We start from the raw sequence: 22,999 nt of genomic DNA on the forward strand, positions 1-22,999 counted from the left end.
TCTCAGGTTCAAGTCGGCGCGTTGAGCGCATCAGCCACTTTTTGTGTGGCAGCTATCAGGTCCAGCACCAGACGTAGATCAATCTCCAGCAAGCCTTCGTATTCGCCCAGATTGCGTTTGTTGTGGCACAGGTCCAGCACCCGCCAAACCTCGGGGCCCAAGCCGAGCGTGTGGGGCAGCAGCTGGAAAACGATGTATCGGTTGCTGGCGCGAAAGCCTTTGGCGCGCAGCGCGGCCAGGCACAGCGCATGGGCTGCGTTGTAGGCCAGATCAAAACGGCTCTCCAGCGCCAGCGCGGTGTTGCGGGCATCCGTCAGGCGGGCGATGCCGGTGCGTGTCAAGCCGGCCAGTTCAGCGGCGTCTGGCGCTTCGGCTTTGAGCGCTTTGCCGGGGCCGCTGAGGTTATCAAGTGGTGTGTTGTTGGCCATGCGGCAGAGTGGTTTCCTGGCCTATCAGCCAGACCTTGGGTTGTTGCATCACGCGGGTGATAAAAGCATTGTCGCTTTGCAGCCGCGTCGCAAAATCAACCGGCGTATAAAGCGCCGGGTTGATGGTGCGGCTAAGGGTTTGGGAGGCAACTTCCAACGCCGCGAACATATCGCCATAACCCAGCGAGTCACTGACCACCAGCAAATCGACATCACTGTGCGCGGTATCGGTCTGCTTGGCGATGGAGCCAAATACAAAAGCATGTTCAATTTGCGCAGCCAGCGGCACCAGCGCAGCGCGCAGCACATCGGCCAAGCCCGTGGTTTTCAGCACCAGCCCGCGCAATTCGGCAAACACGGGAGCCGCTGCGTTGGCCTGGTAATGTTTCTGGTTGCCCTGCTTGCTGATGGTCAGCAAGCCTGCCTCACTCAACCCCGCCAGCTCGCGCTGCACTGCCCCGGTGCCCGATTGCGCCAGTGCAATGATCTCGTTGGCGTAAAAGCTGCGGTCCGGCGCGCCAAACAGAACGGCCAGAACCCGCTGGCGCACCTTGGGGAAGAGTGCGTCGGCGATAGATGAGGAATCAGGTTGTGTTGTTGAAATACCCATATTGGGGTGTATCGTACCCTGATTGGGGTTTTTTTTGATTAATTTAGTGAAAAAAGCTCTTGGCGCATACAGGGTAAGCGTAAGCAGCTATCAAAACCGTAGTGAATATCAGTTTGACGTGGCTATCGACTGCCGTTTTACTTTATGCAGCGTTTTGCCTTTGGCGTCTTTTCATTCCATCCATCCGTTGGCAGAGGGCCTTGCAAAGCCACGGCGGCCATTATCAGATTAAAAAAAGATAGTTTGGGGGAAAAGGTAATGCATGCAAGTGCAGTACTTTGTTTGTGACCAGTTACTCTAAAAAGAGCTCTTGCGATGGAACTGATAGAGCGTCATATTGTTCAAGCGTATAGTCAAATTATTGTGCTGATCAAAGCTATTTGAACTAATACAAGTTGAAAATTAGTTTTCCAAATCTATTTGAGTTAATTAGTCTATTTATTTACTAAAAATCAATTTGTAGTTGGAACAACTTCAAAACAATTATTGCAAAGCTGCTGCTTAATATAAGCTAAATGCATTGTGTCGACTGGCTTTTTGCAACTAGGACAGGAAAAAGCTTCGCCAATTTGCATCTGAAATTTTTGTAAGAAAGAATCTGGAAGAAAAATTCTACGAATTTGCCTAATATCATCTTGAACAGTTATTGTTTCCAAAGAAGTATGGTTGAGATTTGTACGAGTTATATTCAGATGGTTATAGCACCCGTAATCTATAGAGTAAACGTTGAACGTTTCTCCCGGCATGTCTTTGTGTGAGTATCCTTTCTTACGAAGGTGAAGAACTCTAAAATCAATAAGACTCAAAATGTGAGGATTTGATGAATGCTTTTCACTAAGCATAAAATGGCTAGATTTTTTCTTTATAACAATTTCTTCAACGATTAATTGAAGGAGAACTTTTTCAGATTGATGCTCATCGATTTGTTTTTTCTTATCGGTTTCGTACCAGCCAGAAGTAGCCAGTCGAACATTTTTTACTGATATGTGTCGTGACGTAGTTGATTTAAATTGATCATAAGAATGAATAAAAAGATTTATAAAATCTCTAGGTATACCTGCGCTTGCAATACAAAGTTCACCTAGCGCTTTGTTCGTTAAGAAAGCGTTGATAAAAGTAGCTGGAGATTTATTGTTTGACTTAATTATTGCTGCTACCACTTGGGGATTTATTGCAGATAAATGTTTATATAAAAGATCATTAAAAAAATCTCTTGTCTTGTTTTTCTCTAATTCAAATATATAGCGATTGTCGAGTTGATAGCCAAAAATATCTCCCCCATCCTCTAGGCCATAAAATTTCTCTTTTGTTTTATGACCTAAATCTGTTCTATTCGGGATTGCACCGATCTTAAAGCTGAATTTGCTTGAAATGAAAACTCGCTTGATAAATTCAGCCAAATGTTTCTGAGTTTCGATGGGTATTTCTGACCATTCGTCAATTAAACATATTATGCGATTTAAATCTAACCAAGAAATTAGTGCTTGTAAAGATGTATGTATTTCTTGGATACTTACATAAAGAATATCTGATTTTAGTTCGATCTGTTTCGATAAGTTTTTGTTAGATGCAGATGCCTCGGGCATGGCTGCTAATTTTAATTGAAACTCTGAGTTTGAATTTTTTTCTTCAGTAATTGATATGCTTCCGAGCCGCTTTAAAGATCGTCCTTTAAGTTCTAAGTTAATTTTTTTAATTCTTGAGAAATATTTTTTAGTGCATCTTGATCTAGTACGTCTGATGCTATAGTTATAATGTGATCTCTCCCAAATATAAGTCTCACATTTATAGAGAATGCATCAACTATTGACTGTATTATTCCTTGAAAGATAAGTAGTGCGGATTCTTCAGGTGTAGTGACTGAGCTATTAATGAGCGGTAAAATATTTCTAGCATCGATATAAATACTTAGTCTTCTGCTTACTTCAAAATTCTCGTTAATTTTTTCTTGAAGTGCTTTGAGTAAGTGCGTTTTACCAGACCCACGTCGACCATATATTGTCTGATTATTTACGTTATCTATACTTTCTAATGAATTTTCTCCTACATATAATTCTAAATAGTTTGAAGATATTATATTTTCTGCGCGAATGACGTCAGCTAAGCCACCAATAAGGGTTCGAACTGATTTTTCATTAATTTTCATAGTTTTATTATTTGTATTAATTGTGATTAATTGTGATTAATTGTGATTAATTGTGATTAATTTTATTTGTTACTAATTTTATTGGTAATAAAAAGATTAAAAATAAAAAGTATTCATTTTCCCCAAGAATCCTTCAACCCCACAGCCAAATTAAACACCGGCTTCCCCAATTGGTGGTCCTCGCAATCAGCCACAAAGTAGCCATGCCGCTCAAACTGAAACTTGTCATCCGCTTTGGCATTGGCCAATGACGGCTCGACGATAGCGGTCACCACCTTCAAGCTGTTCGGATTCAAACTTTCGAGAAAGTCCTTGCCACCTGCATCCGGCTGGGCATCCAGAAACAGGCGGTCGTACATGCGCACTTCGGCTTCTATGCCGTCGGCCACGCCGACCCAGGTGATGGCGGCTTTGACTTTGACGCTGTCTGCACCTAGCGTGCCGCTTTTGGTGTCGGGCACCAGGGTAGCCAGCACTTCGGTGATGTGGCCGTTGGCGTCTTGGGTCGCGCCGGTGCATTCGATGACGTAGCCGCCTTTCAGGCGCACCTTGTTGCCGGGGAAAAGGCGCTTGTAGCCTTTGGGCGGGACTTCTTCGTAGTCTTCGCGTTCAATCCAGACTTCCTTGCCAATGGTGAAGTGACGCACGGGTGATTCGGTGCCTTCGGCCGGGTGGGGCAGGGCGGGCAGGCTGCAAGGCTCCAGGTGGCCGGCACCCATGACTTCGTCCCAGTTCGTCAGCACCAGCTTGACCGGGTTCAGCACCGCCATGCCCCGGTGAGCCGTGAGTTCGAGCTTTTCGCGCAGTGCGCCTTCCAGCGTGCTGTAGTCAATCCAGCTGTCGCTCTTGGTCACGCCGATGCGCTCGGCGAACAGTTGCAGGCTTTCCGGCGTGTAGCCGCGCCGGCGCAGGCCGACGATGGTTGGCATGCGCGGGTCGTCCCAGCCGCTGACTTTGCCTTCATTGACCAGTTGGGCGAGCTTGCGTTTGCTGGTCAGCACATACGTCAGGTTCAGGCGCGAAAACTCGTACTGGTGCGGGTGCGGCGTGGCAACCAGGCCGCCTTCGGCCAGGCGGTCGAGCAGCCAGTCGTAAAAGGGCCGCTGGTCTTCAAATTCGAGCGTGCAAAAGCTGTGGGTGATTTGCTCCAGCGCGTCTTCAATCGGATGGGCAAAGGTGTACATCGGGTAGATGCACCATTTGTCGCCGGTGTTGTGGTGGGTGGCGCGGCGGATCCGGTAGATGGCCGGGTCGCGCAGGTTGATGTTGGCGCTGGCCATGTCGATTTTTGCTCGCAAAACCATAGCGCCATCCGCATGCTGGCCGTCGCGCATTTCGCGAAAGCGGGCCAGGTTTTCAGCCGGGGTGCGGGTTCGAAACGGGCTGTCGGTGCCGGGCTTGACGAAGTCGCCACGATTCAAGCGTATTTCTTCGGCGGTTTGCTCATCGACGTAGGCGTGGCCAGATTCGATCAGGTATTCGGCGGCGCGGTACATAAAGTCGAAGTAGTCGCTGGCCTGGTACAGGTTGGTTTCGCCGTGGTTATGCCAGTCAAAACCCAGCCATTTCACGGCGTCGATGATGCCGTTGACATATTCGGTGTCTTCTTTTTCGGGGTTGGTGTCGTCAAAACGCAGGTGGCACACGCCGCCGTATTCGCGCGCCAGGCCAAAGTTGATGCAGATGCTTTTGGCGTGGCCGACGTGCAGGTAACCGTTGGGCTCGGGCGGAAAGCGCATGCGCACTTTGGCCGGGTCGGGCTGGCCGGCGGCGTGGTGGGCGGCATCGCCCGGACTGCCCCCCCAGCGACGGCCTGCATAGGTGCTTTCTTCCAGGTCTTTTTCGATGATCTGGCGCAGGAAATTGCTGGGCTTGTGGGCGTCTTTGTCGGCAGGATTGGCGGCTTTGGAGGGGGCAGATGAGGTCATCGGCTGATTTTAGGCGGTAGTCGTCAGGGCACGTTACGTTTGGCAACTCTCTTCACTGTGCGTGCGGTAGGCCGCTGCAGCTTTGCCGCGTTTAATAACTTCATGGGCGTTTTTCGCCCTTCCTTCAGGAGAATTTTTATGAAGACAGTCATCCAACCCAACCGTTCTGTCGTCGTAGCCGGTCTTATGGCTACGCTGGCGGTGGCTGCCATGAGTTTTGCGGGTAATGCGCAGGCACGGGACAACGTGTATTGGTCGGTCGGCGTGGGCACGCCCGGTGCGGTGGTGAATGTGGGTAACGCGGGGCCTGTCTATCAGCCCCAGCCGGTCTATGTTCAGCAGCGGCCTGTTTATGTGCAGCCGTCCCCTGTCTATGTGCAGCCTGCGCCGGTTTATTACCAGCCGCGTCCGGTGTTCGTGCGGCCACAGCCGGTTTATGTAGAGCAGCAGCCGGTTTATTACCAGCGCCCGTATGGCCATTACAGGCGTCATGAAGGTCACGGCGGTTATTACCGGCCTGAAGCGCGCGGTGAAAACAGGGGCTATGGCCCCGGCTATGCGCCTGTGTATTACGAGCGCGACGGTCGCTACGACAATCGGTATGACGGTCGCCGTTAAGCCACCCCACTGAAAAAAAGCCTGCTTCGTGCAGGCTTTTTTATGGGACAGTCTCGCACGCGGATGACACCAGAATGGCTACTGACCAAAGCGCGGGCCGATGCGCAAAAACTCATCCTCTTCGGGCGTACTGCGCCGCCCGCAGGCTGCATTGCGGTACGGAAAGCGCCCAAACCGGGCCATGATGTCGTGGTGCTGATGCGCAAAGTCCAGGCTGCCTTGCAGCCTGGGTTTCAGGTCAGCAGGGGCTTCGGCGACCAATTGGGTAAAGCAGGCCACGCTTTGTTTTTGCAGTGCGCCGTCTTCAGCATGCATCAGCGGCAGGTAGATGAAGACGCGGCCCACCCACGGCAGTTGCCGGTCTTCTTCATGTGCCAGCGTTTGCAGCGTGAGTTGCTGCGCGCGCGCGTCGCCGTCAAACGCCCGGCTTGTGCCGCGAAACATATTGCGCGTAAATTGATCGAGCAATAAAAGCAGTGCCAGCCGGCTGTGAAGCGGTGTTTCCCAGTCTTGCAGCCCGCCTTGTACGGCAAGGCGCACGGCGACGCCAAAGCGGTCACTGATCTCGCGGTCGAGTGCGGGGCCGCCACGAAACCAGCGTTTATTGAAATTTTGGGTGGGCCAGCCAAGCGCCAGGCCATCGCCCAGCCAGAAATCGAGAATATCGGTGCAAAGCGTGGGCGCTGAAGCGCTGGCGGGCGTGGGTTGGGTCATGCCCGCCAGCTTATCAGCGGTTTGGCCAAGCCCTCAAACGCAGCGGGCCTTGCGTGCGTTCAACGGCGTTGCGGAGCAAGGGCGAAAGCGCTTGGTGCTCTTCAGCTTCGCTTAAGCGCAACGGCGATAATCAGGCCCATTTTGAATGGAGCCAGCGTGGATATTGCACTGTTGATCAAAGCCGCCATCATGGGCATTGTTGAGGGGTTGACCGAATTTCTTCCTATTTCTTCGACCGGACATCTGATTTTGGCCGGCGCATTGCTGGGTTTTGACGATGACAAGGCCAAGGTGTTTGACATTGCCATCCAGACCGGCGCTATTTTTGCGGTGATTTTGGTGTACTGGCAAAAAATCCGCAGCACCCTGATTGCGCTGCCAAATGAAAAGCAGGCGCAGCAGTTTGCGCTCAATGTGCTGGTGGCTTTTTTGCCGGCGGTGGTGCTGGGCTTGTTGTTTGGCAAGGCCATCAAGGCGCATCTGTTTACGCCGGTGGTGGTGGCCACGGCCTTCATCGTGGGCGGCTTCATTATTTTGTGGGCTGAAAAGCGCCAGAAGCGCAATCCGGCCAGCGTGCGTGTGCATGAAGTCGAGTCGATGACCACGATGGATGCCCTGAAGGTCGGGCTGGTGCAGTGCCTGGCCATGATTCCGGGCACCAGCCGCAGCGGCTCGACGATTATTGGCGGCATGCTGCTGGGCTTGTCACGCAAGGCGTCTACAGACTTTTCGTTTTACCTGGCCATTCCCACGCTGATTGGCGCGGGTGTCTACAGCCTGTACAAAGACCGTGCGTTGCTTGCCATGTCTGACTTGCCGATGTTTGCGGTTGGGCTGCTGTTTTCATTCCTCAGCGCGTGGCTGTGCATTCGCTGGCTGCTGCGCTATATCGCCACGCACGACTTCGTGGCTTTTGCCTGGTACCGCATTGCGTTTGGCATCGTGGTGCTGGCGACCGCCTGGAGCGGCCTGGTGGTCTGGGCCGATTGATGGCCTGCGCGCATTGCCGGCTTTGGCGGCCGGAATGCGCGGTTGATGGCAAGGCAAATGGGCGGCTTGCGCCTTAGCCCATCAGGTTCAGCAGCATCGCCTCGATGGCTGCCGCCGTCGCCAGTGGTTTTTCCATGGGGAAAAGATGGCTGCCGTCGAGCATCATGATGCGGCCTTGCGTGACTCTTTGGGTGATGGCCATGCCCACCTGTTTCATCTCGACCGACTGCCGCCCGCCGATGAAGGCGACCGGGCATTTGAGCGGATTTTTCTTGAGCAGCTGATCCATGTTGTCGGGCAGGGTGTTGTAGATGCTGGTTTCCACATCGCGGTCAAAACTCAGCAGGCGCTGGCCTTGGGCGCTGCCGTTTTCGTCGTGCGTGCCGTGTTCGATGTAGTCCCGCAGCACCTGTTCGTCCCAGCGCGCAAAGGCTTTTTTGCTGCGAAAGTGCGCCAGCACTTCATCGCGGCCCAGCCACTGGTGGCGGCGCTTGCGGCTGATGGCACCGGGCGAAATCGAACCCACCAGTTGCGCGCGTTTGGCCACGCTCAGCGCTTTGGCGCGCCAGCCGCCCACAATCGGCGAATCCACCATCACCACGCCCCGCACCGGCTGGCCGCCCAGCACCGGGTTGGACGCCGCACACATCAAACTTAAAAAGCCGCCCAGAGAATGGCCGACCAAAAAAGCCGGCTGGCCGGATTTTTCGACCTCTGCCTTGGTGAAGTCCGCCAACTGCTGCACCAGGTTGGGCCAGTTGCTGGTGACCGGATAGCGCGGGTCGTGGCCAAATTTTTCAATCGCCTTGACCTGAAAACCCCGCGCCTGCAGGCTCTGGAACAACACGCCGTAGGTGCTGGCCGGAAAGCTGTTGCCGTGGGAAAAAATGATGAGGGGTTTGGAAGAGGTGGACACGTCGGTTTAAAGAGCCCATCAGCGCGGGTTGCACCTGAAGGGCCAAAAGTGAAAAAAGTTCGATGGACACGGGCCGGTATGCTGGCGCGCATGCGTTTTGACCAGAAAACGACTCATTAATGCTAAAAAGTGCCGCTTGCGCACGCTGTATATGCGTTACTAGCTATTAATAAAGTAGCGAAAATACCTGATTTTTGTATTCTGTGCTGGCCAGTCAAGCGGGTTGGCGCGCTAGATCAGTTTGTCATGGGCGGTGTTGATTTTCCTCAGCGCTGCATGGCGATTGACCGGCATCTTGATAGGCGTGTCAGTATGCGCGTCGTCCCACACCGGGTCTTCAATGCTGTCAAACACCTGGCGCAATTTTTGGCCCCAGCTGTTGTGCATCATCTGGTAGTAGGGGTTGTCGTGGTCAATGCAGATAATCTTGTCGGTTTGAAACGCATTGGCTTCATACACCACCAAGTCCAGCGGCATGCCGACGGACAGGTTGGACTTGATGGTCGAATCCATCGACACCAGCGCACATTTGGCGGCTTCGTCCAGCGGTGTTTCGGGGGTAATGACCCGGTCCAGCACGGGCTTGCCGTACTTGGACTCGCCAATCTGGAAGTAGGGCGTCTCGTCGGTGGCTTCGATGAAGTTGCCGGCTGAATAAATCTGGAACAAGCGCATGCCCTCGCCCTTGATCTGGCCACCGAACACAATCGACACATTGAAATTCACGTCGTCATTCTTCAGCGCCTGGGCATCGCGCGCATAGACGCGGCGAATGGCCGAGCCCAGAATGCGGGCGGCGTCGAACATGCTTTTGGCATTCCAGATAGTGATCGGCTCGCCGCCTTCGCGGTCTTTGATCTGCTCGGTCTGCAGCATCTCGCGCACTGATTGCGAAATCGACAGGTTGCCGGCGGTCAGCAAGACCATGAAACGGTCGTCAGGCTTTTCGTAAACAATCATTTTGCGAAAGGTGCTGATGTGGTCAAGACCGGCGTTGGTGCGGGAATCGGACAGAAAAACCAGTCCGGCATTGAGCTTGATGGCGACGCAGTAAGTCATGGCGTGATGAGGGGGTTGGGCGTACAAAAGAAAACCTGGAGTTCAAGCGGCATTAGCCAGTTTTTTGAGCTGGTAAAGGGCGTCAAGCGCTTCTCGGGGCGTCAAGATATCAGGGTCGAGAGCGGCCAGCGCCTTGTCAAGGGCGCTTGGGTCGGCAGCCGGTGCTTCGGGCGGCGGGGCAAACAGGTCGACCTGGGCGCTGGCCTGGCTTTGCTGGGTTTCCAGCGCCGCCAGCGCATGGCGCGCATGGTTGACGACGGCGGCGGGCACGCCTGCCAGTTTGGCGACGGCAATGCCGTAGCTTTTGCTGGCTGGGCCGGGCTCGATATGGTGCAAAAAAACAATGTCGTTACCCGATTCGATGGCGCTGACATGCACGTTGACCGCCGCGTGGTGCTGGGCCGGAAATTCGGTCAACTCGAAGTAATGCGTGGCAAACAGCGTGAAGGCTTGACCTTTGTTGTGCAGATAAGCGGCAATGCCGCCGGCCAGCGCCAGCCCGTCAAACGTCGAGGTGCCGCGCCCGATCTCGTCCATCAGCACCAGCGAATGCGGGGTGGCGGCATGCAAAATCTGCGCGGCCTCCAGCATTTCCAGCATGAAGGTGGATTTCGCGTTGGCCACGTCGTCAGCCGCACCAATACGGGTGTGAATCGCGTCAATCGGCCCAAGCCGGCAGGCTCTGGCGGGCACATACGAGCCGACGCTGGCCAGCAGCACGATCAGCGCCACCTGTCGCATATAGGTCGATTTGCCGCCCATGTTCGGGCCGGTGATGATCTGCATGCGGCTTTTGCCGGTCAGGTTGCAGTCGTTGGCGATGAAAGCGCCGCTGCCCGTCTCTAGCAGGCGCGCTTCGACCACCGGATGCCGGCCCTGGCCGATGTCAATGCACGGCTCTTTCACGAAACTGGGCGCGCACCAGTTCAGCGTCAGTGAGCGTTCGGCCAGTGCGCACAGCGCATCGAGCGCAGCAATCGCGCGCGCCAGACGGCTCAGGCTGGGTACAAACGCCTGCAGCTGGTCGAGCAACTGCTCGTACAACCACTTCTCGCGCGCCAAAGCGCGTTCCTGCGCCGACAGCGCCTTGTCCTCAAACGTCTTGAGTTCGGGCGTGATGTAGCGCTCGGCATTTTTCAGTGTCTGGCGGCGGCGGTAGTCGGCGGGCACTTTGTCGAGCTGGCCCTGCGTGACTTCGATGTAAAAGCCGTGCACCTTGTTGAACTGCACACGCAGGTTGGCAATGCCGGTGCGCAGCTTTTCACGGCCTTCCAGTTCCAGCAAAAAACCGTCGCAGTTGGTCTGGATGGCGCGCAGCTCGTCCAGATCCGCATCGCAGCCGTGGTTGATGACGCCGCCGTCGCGTATCAGCGCAGCCGGTTCATCGAGGATGAAGCGGGCCAACAACTCAGCGCAGCCTGCCGGGGGCTGAATATCTTCAAAAATAGTGGTTAAAAGTGGCGCTGGCGCACTGTCCACGGGCGCAAGCAGCTCTGCTTTTTGTAGCGTCAGCTGCAAGGCGACCAGTTCGCGGGGCCGCACCTGGCGCAGCGCGATGCGGGCGGTGATGCGCTCCACGTCGCTGCAGCCCTTGAGCCGGGCGCGCAAGGTTTGCTGCGCACCGCCGCGCAGCTGGGCGATGGCTTCGAGCCGGCTGGCAGCTTGCGCGCGGTCGCGGCGCGGGCTCAGCAGCCAGCTTTTCAGCGCCCGGCTGCCCATGCCGGTGGCGCAGGTATCTAACAGTGAAAACAGCGTGGGCGCGTCTTCGCCGCGCAGCGTTTGCGTGAGTTCGAGGTTGCGCCGCGTGGTCGGCGGCAGCTCGATCAGCTCGCCCGAGCGCACCACCTGCAAACCCTGCACATGGGGCAGGGCGCGGCCCTGGGTGTGTTCGGCGTAACCCAGCAGGGCCGAGGCGGCGGCATGCGCTTCATGCAGGCTTTCGGCATTCCACGCGGCCAGCGACGCCACCTTGAATTGCTCCAGCAGGCGGCGCGCGCCCAGCGCGGCGTCAAACTGCCAGGCCGGCCGGGCGCTGGCGGCGCAGCGCTGGCTTTGCAGCCGCTGCTCGAACGCGGGCGTGACATCAATGTTGTAGACCAGCTCGCTTGGGGCAATCCGGGCCAGCCAGGTTTCCAGTTCGCCGCTGGCGCAGTGGGCCAGATGAATCTCGCCCTGCGTCACGCTGAGCCAGGCCAGCCCGCAGGTGTTGCGCGCGCCCTGGTGCACGGCCAGCAAGATGGATTCGGTCTTGTCGCTCAGCAGTTCGGTGTCGGTCAGCGTGCCGGGCGTGACCACGCGCACCACTTTGCGCTCAACCGGGCCTTTGGAAGTCGCCACGTCACCGATTTGCTCGCAAATGGCCACCGATTCGCCCAGCTTGATCAGCTTGGCGAGGTAGTTTTCAAGCGAATGAAACGGCACGCCCGCCATGACGACCGGCCCGCCCGCTGACTGCCCGCGCCGGGTCAGCGTGATGTCGAGCAGGCGCGCGGCCTTTTCGGCATCGCCAAAAAAGACTTCATAAAAATCGCCCATGCGGTAGAAAACCAGCGTGTCGGGATACTCGGCCTTGATGGCGTGGTACTGGGCCATCATCGGCGTATGGGGAGCCTGGGCGGTTGGGGCAGGAGAGGCTGAAAAATTCTCTTTTGGCATCAATGACTTATGTTTTTAAAGACAAGTTGCACCGCAACTACCCAGCGCAGGTTGGGATTTGCTTTCTGTGCAATTGTGTTTTCCGCATCAACTTGAAACTCGTTGGGTTGCAAGAACTTACGGGTTCAACATTGTCGGTCATCGGTTATTCCAGCGTTTCGCGTCGACGTGGCGGCACTACTTCGCGACATTGCGTGAGCCGGACATGCCGGCTCACGACGCCTTTGCACGGCGCAGCGCAAGGACAAGCAACGCTATTGCGCTCAATACCGCTCCGCCATAAAAGGTCGCCTGCGACCCGTGCGCATCCCACAGCCAGCCTGCCAATCCACTGGCGATCAGCATGGACAGGCCGCTCACGAGGTTGAAAAAACCGTAAGCCGTTCCCCGAAGATCGGCGGGCGCCGTGTCTGCCACCATCGTCGCCAGCAGTCCTTGCGTCATCCCCATGTGAACGCCCCAGAGCGCCACGCCTACCAGCAGGGTTTGCCACCCTTGGCCGCTGGCCAGCGTCAGGTCGGCGGCTATCAGCACGACCAGCCCCATCGCCAGGAGCTTGTCATGGCTCATGCGGTCAGAGAGCCATCCAAAAGGATAGGCCGAACCCGCATAGACCAGGTTCATGGCCACCATCACCAGCGGAACCAGTGCAGTGGCGACACCGGTTTGTTGAGCGCGCAGCACCAGAAATGCTTCGCTGAAACGGGCCAGCGTAAATACGGCGCCGATAGCGACCACCCACCAGTAACCGAGTCCAAGGCGGCGCAGGTTGTCCCGCTTGATTGGATTCGTCCTTTTTTCATTTGCAGGGCGCTCGGGTTCCTTGACGCCGAACATCAGCAATGCAACGGCCAACAACCCCGGAATCACGGCCACCCAAAACACTTTGCGGTAGTCGTTGGCCCAAAGCAGCATGAGACCCACCGCCAGAAGGGGGCCGGTAAATGCCCCCACGGTATCGAGCGACTGGCGCAAGCCAAAAGCGGCGCCGCGCATTTCAGGCGGAGCGATTTCGGCCACAAGCGCATCGCGCGGAGCGCCCCGGATGCCTTTGCCGACCCGGTCAAGCAGCCTGGCCGCCACCACGACCCCCGTGCTGGTCGCGATGGCGAAAATCGGTTTGGTCAAAGCGCCCAGCGCGTAGCCAACGACCGCCAAGCCCTTGCGTTTGCCCAGATAGTCGCTCAACGCGCCAGAGAAAACCTTGACGATCAACGCCGTGGATTCGGCCAGGCCCTCGATGATGCCTACGGTGAATGCACTGGCACCGAGCGTTCCCACCAGGAACAAAGGCAGCAGGCTGTGAACCATCTCGGAGGAAATATCCATGAGCATGCTGACAAAGCCTAAAACCCAAATTCCACGGGGAATACGGGCAGGGGAGGGGGCGGGTTTAATCATGGGGATGCCTATTTGCGGTTAGCAATACGTCCTGTGGCGGCTGTCAGAACTTACGGGGTTCAGGTTTGATTTTGTACAGTGCCTGCAAGCCCAGCAAGGAAAACATGGCCATTTTCTCCTGCTTCGCGGACTTTTCCGGTCCGCCCTAAACTGTGCAATTCTGAAAAACTCCATGCATCTGCCCAACCGACGCCACCCCGAATTTTCGCCTGCGCTGGCCTATGAATACCCTGTGCACCTGCGCGAAGCCATCGCGGGCATGCCGTCTGCGCCTGGGGTGTATGTGTTTCATGGCGAACCTGAAGACGGCTTGCCGCTTTATATCGGCAAAAGCATCAACCTGCGCAGCCGGGTCCTGTCGCATCTGCGCAATCCGGATGAAGTGCGTCTGTTGCGCCAGACCCGCCGCATCAGCCACATTCGCACGGCGGGCGAGATTGGCGCGCTGCTGCTTGAAGCCAGCCTGATCAAGCAGCAGCAACCGTTGCTGAACCAGCGGCTGCGGCGTAGCCGGCAGCTGTGTTCCTTGCGCATCGTGGGCGGGCTGCCGGAGGTGGTTTATTCCAAAGACATCAATTTTGCGACTACGCCGTGTTTGTACGGTTTGTTTGGCAGCCGACATGGCGCGCTCGAAGCGCTGCGCCAGCTCGCTGACCAGAACCGGCTGTGCTATGGCGCGCTGGGGCTGGAAAAGCTCAGGCCGGGCCGGGCCTGCTTTCGGGCCATGCTGCATCAGTGCGCCGGCGTGTGCCGGGGTGACGAAAGCGCAGACGCGCACCGCAGCCGGCTGATGGCCAGCCTGAACGGCCTGCGCGTGGCCTGCTGGCCTTATCCGGGTGCCATTGGTCTGGTCGAGCGCGATGGGGACGACTGCCAGATTCACGTCGTGCGCAACTGGTGTTACCTGGGCAGCGTGCGCAGCGAAGCAGAAGCCCGTCAACTGGACGTGGTGGCAACGGGCTTTGATGCCGATGGCTACAAGATACTGTGCAAGCCCGTTTTGAGCGGCAAGGCCGAGATCATCCCGCTGTGATTGCGCGCCAGGCGCAAGCCCGTCAGGCGTGTATCCGGCTGGCCGCCAGACGCAGTTCACGGGCCATGGCGCAGGCCAGTTGCAGGCGGCGCAGGAGCCAGGGCGTCAGGTCGGCGGCCACCAACATGTCGGGTCGCTCCACGTAGGGCTGGCCTGCCATGCTGAAACCGGGCGGAGTTTGATTTGATACGGCGGGTGCCTGGCCCAATAGCTCGGCTTCAATGCATTGCGCGGCGTGTTCCAGCGCCGGTGTGGCCTGGGCCAGGTCAAGCTGACCACGGCGCAGCAGCAACAGGGATTTGACAGCGGTTAACTGGGCCAGCAACTGGTAGCTGCGCGCCTGCAGGGTTTCCAGCGGCTCCAGCGGCGGGCGAACCTGGCGCGGCTCAGCCATGCTGCGCTGCGTAGCCAGCGTCAGCGCTGACAGGCTGTCGTAGGCTTCGCGGCGCGCCAGCCGCCAGTTCACGTCGGTGGTCTGGGCGGTGTCGAGCAGCGCCAGGGCGAGCTTGGCATGCTCGCCTTGCGCCTGCATGCTGCGCTTGACCAGTCCGGGAATCTGGCTGCGCTCCCAGGACGGCAGCACATAGCTGAACAGCCAGGCCAGCAGGGCACCGAGCACGGTGTCGGCCAGCCGCTCGCCAATCGCAAACGTGGGTTGCAGGCCCACCAGCAACAAGTGCGCCTGCAGCAAGCCGCTGATGGTGGCGGCAATCGTGGTGTACAGATAACGGCGCAAGGCAAATGCATGCGCCATGCCGGCGCTGAGCGCGACGATCAGGAACAGCATCTTGCCGCCGGGGTGCGTCATGAGCAGCGCCATGACCAGCAGGCAGCCCAGCACCGTGCCGGCGACGCGGGCATTGCGGCGCTGGACCGTCTGCGCCAGATTGCCGCGCATTACGACCACGATGGTGATCAATATCCAGTATTCATGCGTGGCCCACGGCAGGTGCAGCGACACCCCATAGCCCACCGCCACGGCCAGCGTGGCGCGCAGCGCATAGCGCAGGGTCGGGGCGCGCCAGCCCAGTTGCCCGAGCAGGGGTTTCCAGCTCCATTGCGTGGCACTGACAAACAGCTGCCACTGGTTGCGCACCAGGCTGAGCTCAGGCGCAACGTCGCCGCGCGCCAGTGCCGCCATCTTGACGGCCTCGTCATTGATGTGGCCGATGCGGTCGGCCATGCTGTGCAGCAGGGCCGCTGCATCGGGGGCGTCCGTGCGGATCGGTTGTGGCGCCAGCGCTGCAGGGGTTTGCGTCCTGGCCGGCAGCACGCCAGCCAGTTGAGGTCGCAAATCGCGGATCGGCGGGATGGATTTTTTGCGTCGGCCCAGCAGCAGCGCCATGCCGAGTGTCTCCAGTTCGTCGGCGGTGGTGTTCAGCGTTTGCTGCAATGCGGGCAGCACGGACACCGCGCCGCGTTGCGTCAGCAGCACATCCAGGTCCAGGTCACAGGCCAGCTGGTGGTCGCGCGCTTCCAGCAGGCTCAGCAGCATGGCGGCGTATTGCTGGCGCGGGGCGGTGGTGGGGGATTCCAGCACCACATCGCGCGCGGCCTGCAGTTGGTCGGCCAGGCTGGCTTGCCGATTCAGCATGGCTTCGAGCAATGCTTGGTAGTTGGGGTCGATGTCGAAGCGCTGGGCCTGCGTGCGCAAAATCTGCGCAAAACTGTGCAGGCATTCCGCCAGCAATTGCGCCCGAAAGCGCTGGTTGAGCAGGTGCGTGGTCAACACGGCCCACAGCAGATACAGCCCCGCGCCAGCCACAAACCAGGCGGTGTGCTGCAAGACTTGCTGCAGTGAACTCATCGGCGGCGCAGCCATCGAAAACAGCATCGAAAACAGCAGCGAAAAGCAGATCGGGCCGCCGCGCTTGCCCCAGGCCATCAACATTACGGCCAAAAACGTGCCGGCCACCAGCACCGCGCCCAGCAGCAGCGTGTCCTGGCGCGTCAGCTGCACCAGCATGAACAGCGGTGTGCCCAGCAGCGGCGCGGGCAGCACCTGCATGACTTTGCGCCGGCGTGGCGAGGGCACGTCCGGCAAGCTGGTGATGATGACGCCGACGGCTGCGCTGGCAGCAGCGGCGACGCCAGCTGACTCGAACAGCGCCAGCATGATCAACACCAGACCGAGCGCGACCGTCAGGCCATTGGTCACGTAGTGGCTCAGGGCAATGCGCAATGCGTTCTGTGTCCTGCCGTGAAGCCGCGTGACCTGCTTGGCAAGAAAGGTCGGGTCAGTCGGGTGTCGGTTCATGATGCGTGGCTTTTACGTTGGCGAATCAGGGCCAGTCCGGCTTGGCTGCGCAGCGGCCTGCAGGCTGCAGGCATTTTGGCAAATTCGCCATGAAGGGCAATGCGGGCCGCGCTGGCGAAATCAGTGTAGCTGCGTGCCGTGGCCATCACAGCGCGGTGGCGCAGACACGCTTTATTCAAGGCAATTCGGGTTTTCCGCGTAAAGACGGAGCGGCGTGGCGGTCCGTGAAATGCTTTTTACGGCAAATCTGCCGTGGGGCCAGTGGGTTGATGCGCCGCCCGACAAGGTGCGTCTTGACAGCGCGCTGGTGCATTGTTTTCAGCGCAGCGAAAGTAATGCAGGGAGCATCAACTGGCCCAGGCACTGAGGCCCGGGCGGTTGGTGTGGACGCAAACTGTGCTTGCCGGATATTTCGGCAGGCTTCACCTCAAGCGGGTGATTAGAACGGCGCGTCAGGCGTCTGTTCGGCAACTGTGTCGGCAACCGGGTCGGCGCTGGCCGGGGCCGCTGGGCTGGCGCGCTGGATGCGCTTGGCCTTGAGGGTTGGCTTGGCAACCACAGCGGGTGCTGATTCGCTGCCTTCTTCTGTAGGGGCCGTCGGGGCTGACGCGTCTTGCACGGCCTGGCGTACCGTGGCCTTGTCGCCGGCACCGGCAAACTTGCTGTACTTGCCCAGCGTGCTGATCAGCTGGCCGTAAATGCGCGGGTTGCCGGCCACGCATTCGCCGTGGTCCATGAAGTCGGATTCGCCGGTGAAGTTGCCGATCAGGCCGCCCGCTTCGGTAATCAGCAACGAGCCGGCTGCCACGTCCCAGGGCTTCAAGCCGGTTTCAAAAAATCCGTCGGTCAGACCGGCGGCAACATGCGCCAGGTCGAGCGCTGCCGCACCGGGGCGGCGCACGCCGGCGCACTGGCTCATCACTTCGCCCAGCATGTTCAGGTACGGTTTGAGCTTGTCGCCGGGACGGTAAGGAAAGCCGGTTGAAATCAAACATTCCTGCAGGCGCGTGCGCTTGCCAACGCGGATGCGACGGTCATTGACATAGGCGCCACGGCCCTTGCTGGCGCTGTAGATATCGTTGCGCATCGGGTCATAGACCACGGCCTGCTCGATTTTTCCGCGCACCGACAGCGCAATGCTGACGCAGTAAAACGGAAAGCCGTGGATGAAGTTGGTGGTGCCGTCCAGCGGGTCGATGATCCAGACGAATTCGGAATCTTTCGCCCCATGCTCGCTGCCCGATTCTTCGGCCAGGATGCCGTGGCCGGGGTAGGCGGTGAGCAGCGTTTCGATGATCGCGGTTTCAGCGGCCTGATCGACTTCGGTGACGAAATCGTTGGTCTGCTTGAGCGAAACGCGAACCGCCTCAACATCAAGTGCAGCGCGGTTGATGAGGGCGCCGGCGGCGCGCGCAGCCTTGATGGCCACGTTAAGCATGGGGTGGAGATTGCTGGACATAAAAGGTAGTAAAGAGCGGCCAGGAAAAACAGCCAAGGCTGCTGCCCGGTAACCGGACAAGCAGAAAACCGGCTATTTTACCGGTTCACTGTCTGGCTGCAAAACGACAGGTTGCCGGCGGCGATGGCCTGGCTAACCCAGGCCGCGCCGGCACGGGTCAGTCGATGCCGTTGGCGCTTTCCACGGCCCGGTTGTATTCCTTGACCATGTCGTTGTAGTCTTCGGCCTTTTTGGACTGCTTCATGTCGCGGTAAGCGCCCACCAGCGACACCAGATTGGAGGCCATGCTTTCATGGCCGGAGTCGGGCCGGGGTTCTTGCCCTTGGCCGCCGCATACAGTTCGAGCTGCGCGGTGAGGGTTTTTTCAAGTTCCGCCACCAGCGCATCGCCCTCGGTGTATTTGGCAGCGCTCTTGATGTCGCTTTCAGTGTGGAAAAGGTTGATCAATTCCTCGCCTTGTCCCAGCGCCAGTTTGCTGTTGTAGCCCAGCAAGTCACCGCTGGCTTTCAGGCGGGCCAGCATTTCGGTATTACGCTTTTTCTGCTCCTGACTCAGCACTTCGTTGAACGATTTCATGGCCGACATGCTGGCTTCAAAATGGGTGCGCAGCGACGCATCTTCGGATTTGCCACGCGCCAGGTTGTCGTTTTTATAAGTCTTGGACTCGTAATAAATATTCAACGCCTTGAGCTGCACCACCAGCTTGTCCAGCGCGCCAATCAGCTGGTCAGCCGACTGGTTCAGCGCTTCCTGGCCACCTGATGCCAGCGCGCGGCCTTTTTTGAACTTGTCCAGCGCAATTTCTACCCAGCCGTCAGTAATGGAAATACTGTCGGTTGCGGTGCGTTTTGGAATGTTGTCTTTGAGGTAGCCCTCATACGTTTCGGGCAAGCCAAAAGTGCCAATCAGCTTGTTGTAGGCGTCGGTGTAGGCATTCATTTTCTGGCTGGCTTGCTGCTCGGTGTTGCCCGCTGGCTTGGCATTTGCCGCTGGCGCAGGTGCGCTGGCGACAACTGGGGCACTGGAGTTGCTGCCAGCGGCAGGGGTCTCAACGCCACTTTTTCCGCAGGCTGCCAGCAATACGGCGCTGGCTAGCAAGCTGCCCAACAGGGCGGGACGGTAAGTATTTCGGATCGGGCGCATGGACTATTTCCTGTTGTTGAATGTGATGCCAGCCGGGGCACGCTGCAAAGGGCGCCGCCCGGCCGGCAGAATCGAAAAGCTAACGGCTGATTTTTGTCCGATTCGTAGGATGAAACCGGATTGATGCGCTTGAAGCGTCGCGATTTGCCTGCGCTGTTTTGGCGCCTGTTTAGGCCGCAAAAAGACCGGCGACAATCAGCCTATGCCGCTTTGGCGCACCGCACATGCACCGGCCCGGCGAATGCCTGCCTGCCTTGTTTCCATTTTTTGAGTTGCTGTTTCCGCCATGAAAACCCGTTTTGTCCTGATCAACACCAGCCACGCCGGCAATGTGGGCGCCACCGCCCGCGCCATGAAAACCATGGGCTTTGACGACCTGGTGCTGGTCGCGCCGCGCTGGGCCAATGTGCTGCGGCGCGAGGAAACCATCCAGCGGGCCAGCGGTGCGCTTGATGTGTTAAACAACGCCCGCATCGTCGAAACGCTCGACGAGGCGCTGGACGGCATGGTGCATTTATGCGCCACGGCCATGACGCCGCGCGACTTCGGCCCGCCCACGCTGGCCCCCCGGCCGCATTTTGCCGAGCTGCTGGCGCGGCCCGAAGTGCTATCAGAACAGGAGCTTCTTGCGCCCGTCCATCAAGCGCTCAAGCCCGATTCGGTTGCTTTTTTGTTCGGTTCCGAGCGTTTTGGCATGCAAAACGACGATGTGTACCGCTGCCATGCAGCACTCAGCATTCCGACCGACCCCAAATTCGGCTCGCTCAATCTGGGCGCAGCCGTGCAGCTGATTGCCTACGACTGGCGCGAGGCGCTGGGCGGCTTTGGCGTGCAGGCGGCGACCACCGAACCCCGGCTGGCCGATGCAGCCGCCGTGGCCGGCATGCTCGGGCATTGGGAGCAGGCGCTGGCCGACATCGGCTTTCTGGATCCGGCGTCGCCCAAAAAACTCATGCCGCGCCTGAACCAGCTGTTTAACCGCGCGCAGCTCAGCCCCGAAGAAATTCACATCCTGCGCGGCGTGGCCAAGGCCATGATGCGGCATGCGCCGGATAAAACGTTGCCTGCTCCGGACAAAGCGTCCGCGCCAGCGAACACGCCTCTCACGCCATAAACTCCTTTTATGTTTTCCAGACTCCGCTCCGACATTCAGTGCATTCTTGAACGTGACCCCGCTGCCCGCACCCGCTGGGAGGTGCTGACGTGTTACCCCGGCCTGCATGCGCTGGTGCTGCACCGGCGTGCGCACTGGTGCTGGACGCATGATTTCAAATGGCTGGGGCGTTTTATCTCGCATATTTCGCGCTGGCTCACGGGCATTGAAATTCATCCGGGCGCACAAATCGCCGGCTGCGTGTTCATCGACCACGGCATGGGCGTGGTGATTGGCGAAACCGCTGAAATCGGTTCGGGTTGCACGATTTACCACGGCGTGACGCTGGGCGGAACGGCCCTGTACAAAGGCGCCAAGCGCCATCCGACATTGGGGAAAAATGTCGTGGTGGGCGCAGGTGCGCAAGTGTTGGGTGGATTTTTGGTCGGTGACGGCGCCAGAATCGGCTCCAATGCCGTGGTCGTCAAGCCCGTGCCCGCTGGGGCGACGGCAGTCGGCAACCCGGCCCGTGTCATCCAGGCGGGCGCCGATGTCAAGCGCGAAGAGGCCGCCAGCCAGATGGGGTTTTCAGCCTATGGCGTGACGCAAAACGACGACCCGCTGAGTCAGGCGTTGCGCGGCCTGATCGACAACGCTTCCGGTCAGGAACACCAGATTGCGCTGCTCTGGCAGGCGATTGAAAAGCTCTCGACCCTGCCGGCTGCACAGCACCGGGATTGCGTTCCCGAAGATGCTGCGCTCAAAGCCAACTTTGAAGCCGACAAGCTGAACCAGCTGGTCGGCAAATAGCCGGCTGACGCGCCGACCCTGATAAGGCTTATTTGGCGGCTGCGGGCGCGGAGGCCGCCGCTGCTGCTTTTTGCGCGGCGGCTTTTTGTTTTTCTTCCGGGTTCATCGCGCCGGCAATGGCGCTTCCGGCCATCGTTCCGACCACTGCACCCACGGCCATTGAACCCATGGTGCCCATCATGCCCGACCCGGCTGCTGCAGGAGCGGCAGCAGGCGCTGCTGCGACAGGCGCTGCGGCCGGAGCCGGTGCTGCGGCGGGAGGCGCTGCTTTGGCAGGCGCGGGGGCTGACGTGCGCGGCGCAGACTTCATGCCACCACCCATGCGTTTGGCATTAGCCAGTGAAGGCAGCGTCAGGGAAGCGACCGCCAGAGCGACGATGGAAAGGCTGGTGCGAAAAGAAGCGTTCATGAAATCACTCAGGTAAAAAAACCAAACAAAAATGCCAGAGTCATGGCGACTCGGCTTTTTCCGCTGCCTGCACGGTGTGCGCCTGCAGCGTTGTCGGCTTTTATACCGCGCGAAGTGCGTTCTTGGGCCTAAAGGCCTTGCAAACCGACGGGTCGGTTTCCAGATACGGGCCGCCAATCAGATCGATGCAGTAAGGCACGGCTGCAAAAATGCCGGCAACCACCGATTCGCCGGCCTCGTTCTTCAAGCCTTCCAGCGTTTCGGCGATGGCCTTGGGCTGGCCGGGTAGATTCAGGATCAGGCTCTGGCCGCGAATCACCGCGACCTGCCGCGACAAGATCGCCGTCGGAACAAATTTCAGGCTGATCTGCCGCATCTGTTCGCCAAAGCCTAGCATTTCCTTGTGCGCCACGGCCAGCGTGGCCTCCGGCGTCACGTCGCGCAGGGCCGGGCCGGTGCCGCCGGTGGTGAGCACCAGACAGCAGCCCGATTCGACCAATTCAATCAGCGCGGCGCTGATGCCCGCCTGCTCGTCGGGAATCAGCCGTTCTTCAAACGTGATCGGGTTGAGCAGCGCGCGTGTCAGCCAGTCTTTCAGGGCGGGCAGGCCCTTGTCTACGTAGACCCCGCTGGAGGCCCGGTCGCTGACCGAGACGATGCCGATTTTTACGCCATCGTGCGCTGTGGGGCGGGCGCTATTCATGCCTCGGGTTCCTTCGCCATCGTTTGCTTGACCAGCTGGAAAATTTCGCGATAGGCTTTGTTGTGACGTGGTGCTTCGCCCGGTGTTTCAGGCTTGGCGATGTCTTTGCGGGCCTGGCGAATCAGTGCGCGCAGCTGCTGCGAATCGGTGGCCGGGTATTCGTCGAGCCACTGGCTCAGCGCCTCGTCGGCAGCAATCAGCTTGTCGCGCCACTGTTCGGCCAGGTGCAGCGCCAGCGTCAAATCAGCGGAGCCGTTGGCCTGCTCGTCAATGGCCGCGCGAATGGGCGTCATGTCCAGCGGGCGCATCAGCTTGCCGATAAATTGCATCTGGCGACGCCGCCCTTCAAAGTTGGTGATGCGTTTGACCTGCGTCAGCGCATCGAGCAGCTTTTCGGGCAAGTCCAGACGCGCCATCAGGTCGGTGCGCAGGGTCAGCAAAGCTTCGCCGAGCGCTTGCTTTTCGTCGGCTTCGGCTTTGAGCTGGGTTTTGCTGGGCGGCCCCACTTCTTCGAGGGCGATTTCTTCGGGTTTCACGAACCGGCCGTTGGACCAGTAGCCTTTGATGGCCTTGGCGACAGGCTTTGTATTTTTGATGTTCATGGCAGTCAGTATCATAGCTACCCAT

22 protein-coding genes are annotated in these 22,999 nt (G+C 58.4%); 5 read left to right on the forward strand and 17 right to left on the reverse strand.

Annotation, left to right across the window (positions count from 1 at the left end; translation table 11 throughout):
• Nucleotides 1-8 precede the first annotated feature (8 nt).
• The 5 genes from RCH06_RS08405 to RCH06_RS08425 form a co-directional block, all read right to left on the reverse strand.
• Nucleotides 9-428: a hypothetical protein gene (locus tag RCH06_RS08405; RefSeq protein WP_327080998.1), complete on the reverse strand. Its 420-nt coding sequence runs from the start codon at nucleotides 426-428 to the stop codon at nucleotides 9-11.
• On the reverse strand, nucleotides 406-1,038 hold the full coding sequence (locus tag RCH06_RS08410; RefSeq protein ID WP_327080999.1) for a nucleotidyltransferase domain-containing protein: 633 nt from the start codon (nucleotides 1,036-1,038) through the stop codon (nucleotides 406-408). Before RCH06_RS08410 ends, RCH06_RS08405 begins: the two co-directional genes overlap by 23 nt.
• Nucleotides 1,039-1,490: 452 nt before the next feature.
• Nucleotides 1,491-2,624, reverse strand: a complete 1,134-nt coding sequence (locus RCH06_RS08415) for a hypothetical protein (protein ID WP_327081000.1) — start codon at nucleotides 2,622-2,624, stop codon at nucleotides 1,491-1,493.
• A gap of 92 nt (nucleotides 2,625-2,716) precedes the next feature.
• Nucleotides 2,717-3,184, reverse strand: a complete 468-nt coding sequence (locus RCH06_RS08420) for an ORC-CDC6 family AAA ATPase (protein WP_327081001.1) — start codon at nucleotides 3,182-3,184, stop codon at nucleotides 2,717-2,719.
• 113 nt (nucleotides 3,185-3,297) lie between these two features.
• Nucleotides 3,298-5,112, reverse strand: a complete 1,815-nt coding sequence (locus tag RCH06_RS08425; protein ID WP_327081002.1) for a glutamine--tRNA ligase/YqeY domain fusion protein — start codon at nucleotides 5,110-5,112, stop codon at nucleotides 3,298-3,300.
• Between the two features lie 138 nt (nucleotides 5,113-5,250).
• On the opposite strand from RCH06_RS08425, the gene RCH06_RS08430 reads away from it, so the two are divergent.
• The gene (locus RCH06_RS08430; protein ID WP_327081003.1) at nucleotides 5,251-5,730 is read left to right on the forward strand and encodes a hypothetical protein; all 480 of its coding nucleotides are present in this window, start codon (nucleotides 5,251-5,253) and stop codon (nucleotides 5,728-5,730) included.
• Nucleotides 5,731-5,808: 78 nt separating this feature from the next.
• On the opposite strand, the gene RCH06_RS08435 is transcribed toward RCH06_RS08430, so the two are convergent.
• A complete protein-coding gene (locus tag RCH06_RS08435) occupies nucleotides 5,809-6,444 on the reverse strand; it encodes a DUF924 family protein (RefSeq protein WP_327081004.1) in 636 nt (211 codons plus the stop codon).
• A 156-nt stretch (nucleotides 6,445-6,600) separates the two neighbouring features.
• Here RCH06_RS08435 and RCH06_RS08440 point away from each other — a divergent pair, with 156 nt between their 5' ends.
• Nucleotides 6,601-7,434, forward strand: coding sequence for an undecaprenyl-diphosphate phosphatase (locus RCH06_RS08440; RefSeq protein WP_327081005.1), 834 nt, complete (start codon nucleotides 6,601-6,603; stop codon nucleotides 7,432-7,434).
• A 73-nt stretch (nucleotides 7,435-7,507) separates the two neighbouring features.
• Here RCH06_RS08440 and RCH06_RS08445 read toward each other — a convergent pair whose 3' ends face one another.
• From RCH06_RS08445 to RCH06_RS08460, 4 genes are all read right to left on the reverse strand, one after another.
• Nucleotides 7,508-8,350: an alpha/beta hydrolase gene (locus RCH06_RS08445; protein ID WP_327081006.1), complete on the reverse strand. Its 843-nt coding sequence runs from the start codon at nucleotides 8,348-8,350 to the stop codon at nucleotides 7,508-7,510.
• Between the two features lie 231 nt (nucleotides 8,351-8,581).
• The gene (locus RCH06_RS08450; protein ID WP_327081007.1) at nucleotides 8,582-9,409 is read right to left on the reverse strand and encodes a proteasome-type protease; all 828 of its coding nucleotides are present in this window, start codon (nucleotides 9,407-9,409) and stop codon (nucleotides 8,582-8,584) included.
• Between the two features lie 42 nt (nucleotides 9,410-9,451).
• Nucleotides 9,452-12,064 carry a DNA mismatch repair protein MutS gene (gene mutS, locus RCH06_RS08455; protein ID WP_327081008.1) on the reverse strand — a complete coding sequence of 871 codons (2,613 nt, stop codon included), beginning with the start codon at nucleotides 12,062-12,064 and terminating at the stop codon, nucleotides 9,452-9,454.
• A gap of 213 nt (nucleotides 12,065-12,277) precedes the next feature.
• Nucleotides 12,278-13,465: an MFS transporter gene (locus tag RCH06_RS08460; RefSeq protein WP_327081009.1), complete on the reverse strand. Its 1,188-nt coding sequence runs from the start codon at nucleotides 13,463-13,465 to the stop codon at nucleotides 12,278-12,280.
• Between the two features lie 172 nt (nucleotides 13,466-13,637).
• Between RCH06_RS08460 and cho the strand changes: the two genes are divergently transcribed.
• Complete coding sequence (gene cho, locus RCH06_RS08465; protein WP_327081010.1) at nucleotides 13,638-14,498, forward strand: excinuclease Cho; 861 nt, start codon at nucleotides 13,638-13,640, stop codon at nucleotides 14,496-14,498.
• A gap of 22 nt (nucleotides 14,499-14,520) precedes the next feature.
• Here cho and RCH06_RS08470 read toward each other — a convergent pair whose 3' ends face one another.
• From RCH06_RS08470 to RCH06_RS08485, 4 genes are all read right to left on the reverse strand, one after another.
• On the reverse strand, nucleotides 14,521-16,755 hold the full coding sequence (locus RCH06_RS08470) for an FUSC family protein (RefSeq protein ID WP_327081011.1): 2,235 nt from the start codon (nucleotides 16,753-16,755) through the stop codon (nucleotides 14,521-14,523).
• Between the two features lie 439 nt (nucleotides 16,756-17,194).
• On the reverse strand, nucleotides 17,195-18,214 hold the full coding sequence (locus RCH06_RS08475; protein ID WP_327081012.1) for an inositol monophosphatase family protein: 1,020 nt from the start codon (nucleotides 18,212-18,214) through the stop codon (nucleotides 17,195-17,197).
• A 157-nt stretch (nucleotides 18,215-18,371) separates the two neighbouring features.
• A complete protein-coding gene (locus tag RCH06_RS08480; RefSeq protein ID WP_327081013.1) occupies nucleotides 18,372-18,500 on the reverse strand; it encodes a hypothetical protein in 129 nt (42 codons plus the stop codon).
• A complete protein-coding gene (locus RCH06_RS08485) occupies nucleotides 18,455-19,357 on the reverse strand; it encodes a DUF3829 domain-containing protein (protein ID WP_327081014.1) in 903 nt (300 codons plus the stop codon). The genes RCH06_RS08480 and RCH06_RS08485 overlap by 46 nt, the downstream gene beginning before the upstream one ends.
• Before the next feature lie 286 nt (nucleotides 19,358-19,643).
• On the opposite strand from RCH06_RS08485, the gene RCH06_RS08490 reads away from it, so the two are divergent.
• Both RCH06_RS08490 and cysE read left to right on the forward strand, forming a co-directional pair.
• Entirely contained in the window at nucleotides 19,644-20,471 is an 828-nt protein-coding gene (locus RCH06_RS08490; protein WP_327081015.1) for an RNA methyltransferase, read from the forward strand.
• A gap of 9 nt (nucleotides 20,472-20,480) precedes the next feature.
• On the forward strand, nucleotides 20,481-21,260 hold the full coding sequence (gene cysE / locus RCH06_RS08495; RefSeq protein WP_327081016.1) for a serine O-acetyltransferase: 780 nt from the start codon (nucleotides 20,481-20,483) through the stop codon (nucleotides 21,258-21,260).
• 28 nt (nucleotides 21,261-21,288) lie between these two features.
• Here the strand turns inward: cysE and RCH06_RS08500 are convergent, their stop codons facing one another.
• The 3 genes from RCH06_RS08500 to yjgA all read right to left on the reverse strand — a co-directional run bounded on the left by RCH06_RS08500 (nucleotide 21,289) and on the right by yjgA (nucleotide 22,974).
• The gene (locus RCH06_RS08500; protein ID WP_327081017.1) at nucleotides 21,289-21,669 is read right to left on the reverse strand and encodes an ABC transporter substrate-binding protein; all 381 of its coding nucleotides are present in this window, start codon (nucleotides 21,667-21,669) and stop codon (nucleotides 21,289-21,291) included.
• A gap of 100 nt (nucleotides 21,670-21,769) precedes the next feature.
• Complete coding sequence (gene mog / locus RCH06_RS08505; RefSeq protein WP_327081018.1) at nucleotides 21,770-22,372, reverse strand: molybdopterin adenylyltransferase; 603 nt, start codon at nucleotides 22,370-22,372, stop codon at nucleotides 21,770-21,772.
• Nucleotides 22,369-22,974: a ribosome biogenesis factor YjgA gene (gene yjgA, locus RCH06_RS08510; protein WP_327081019.1), complete on the reverse strand. Its 606-nt coding sequence runs from the start codon at nucleotides 22,972-22,974 to the stop codon at nucleotides 22,369-22,371. Before yjgA ends, mog begins: the two co-directional genes overlap by 4 nt.
• Between the last annotated feature and the right edge of the window lie 25 nt (nucleotides 22,975-22,999).

The sequence above is a fragment of the Polaromonas sp. CG_9.5 genome (assembly GCF_035984465.1).
Taxonomy (GTDB): domain Bacteria; phylum Pseudomonadota; class Gammaproteobacteria; order Burkholderiales; family Burkholderiaceae_C; genus Polaromonas.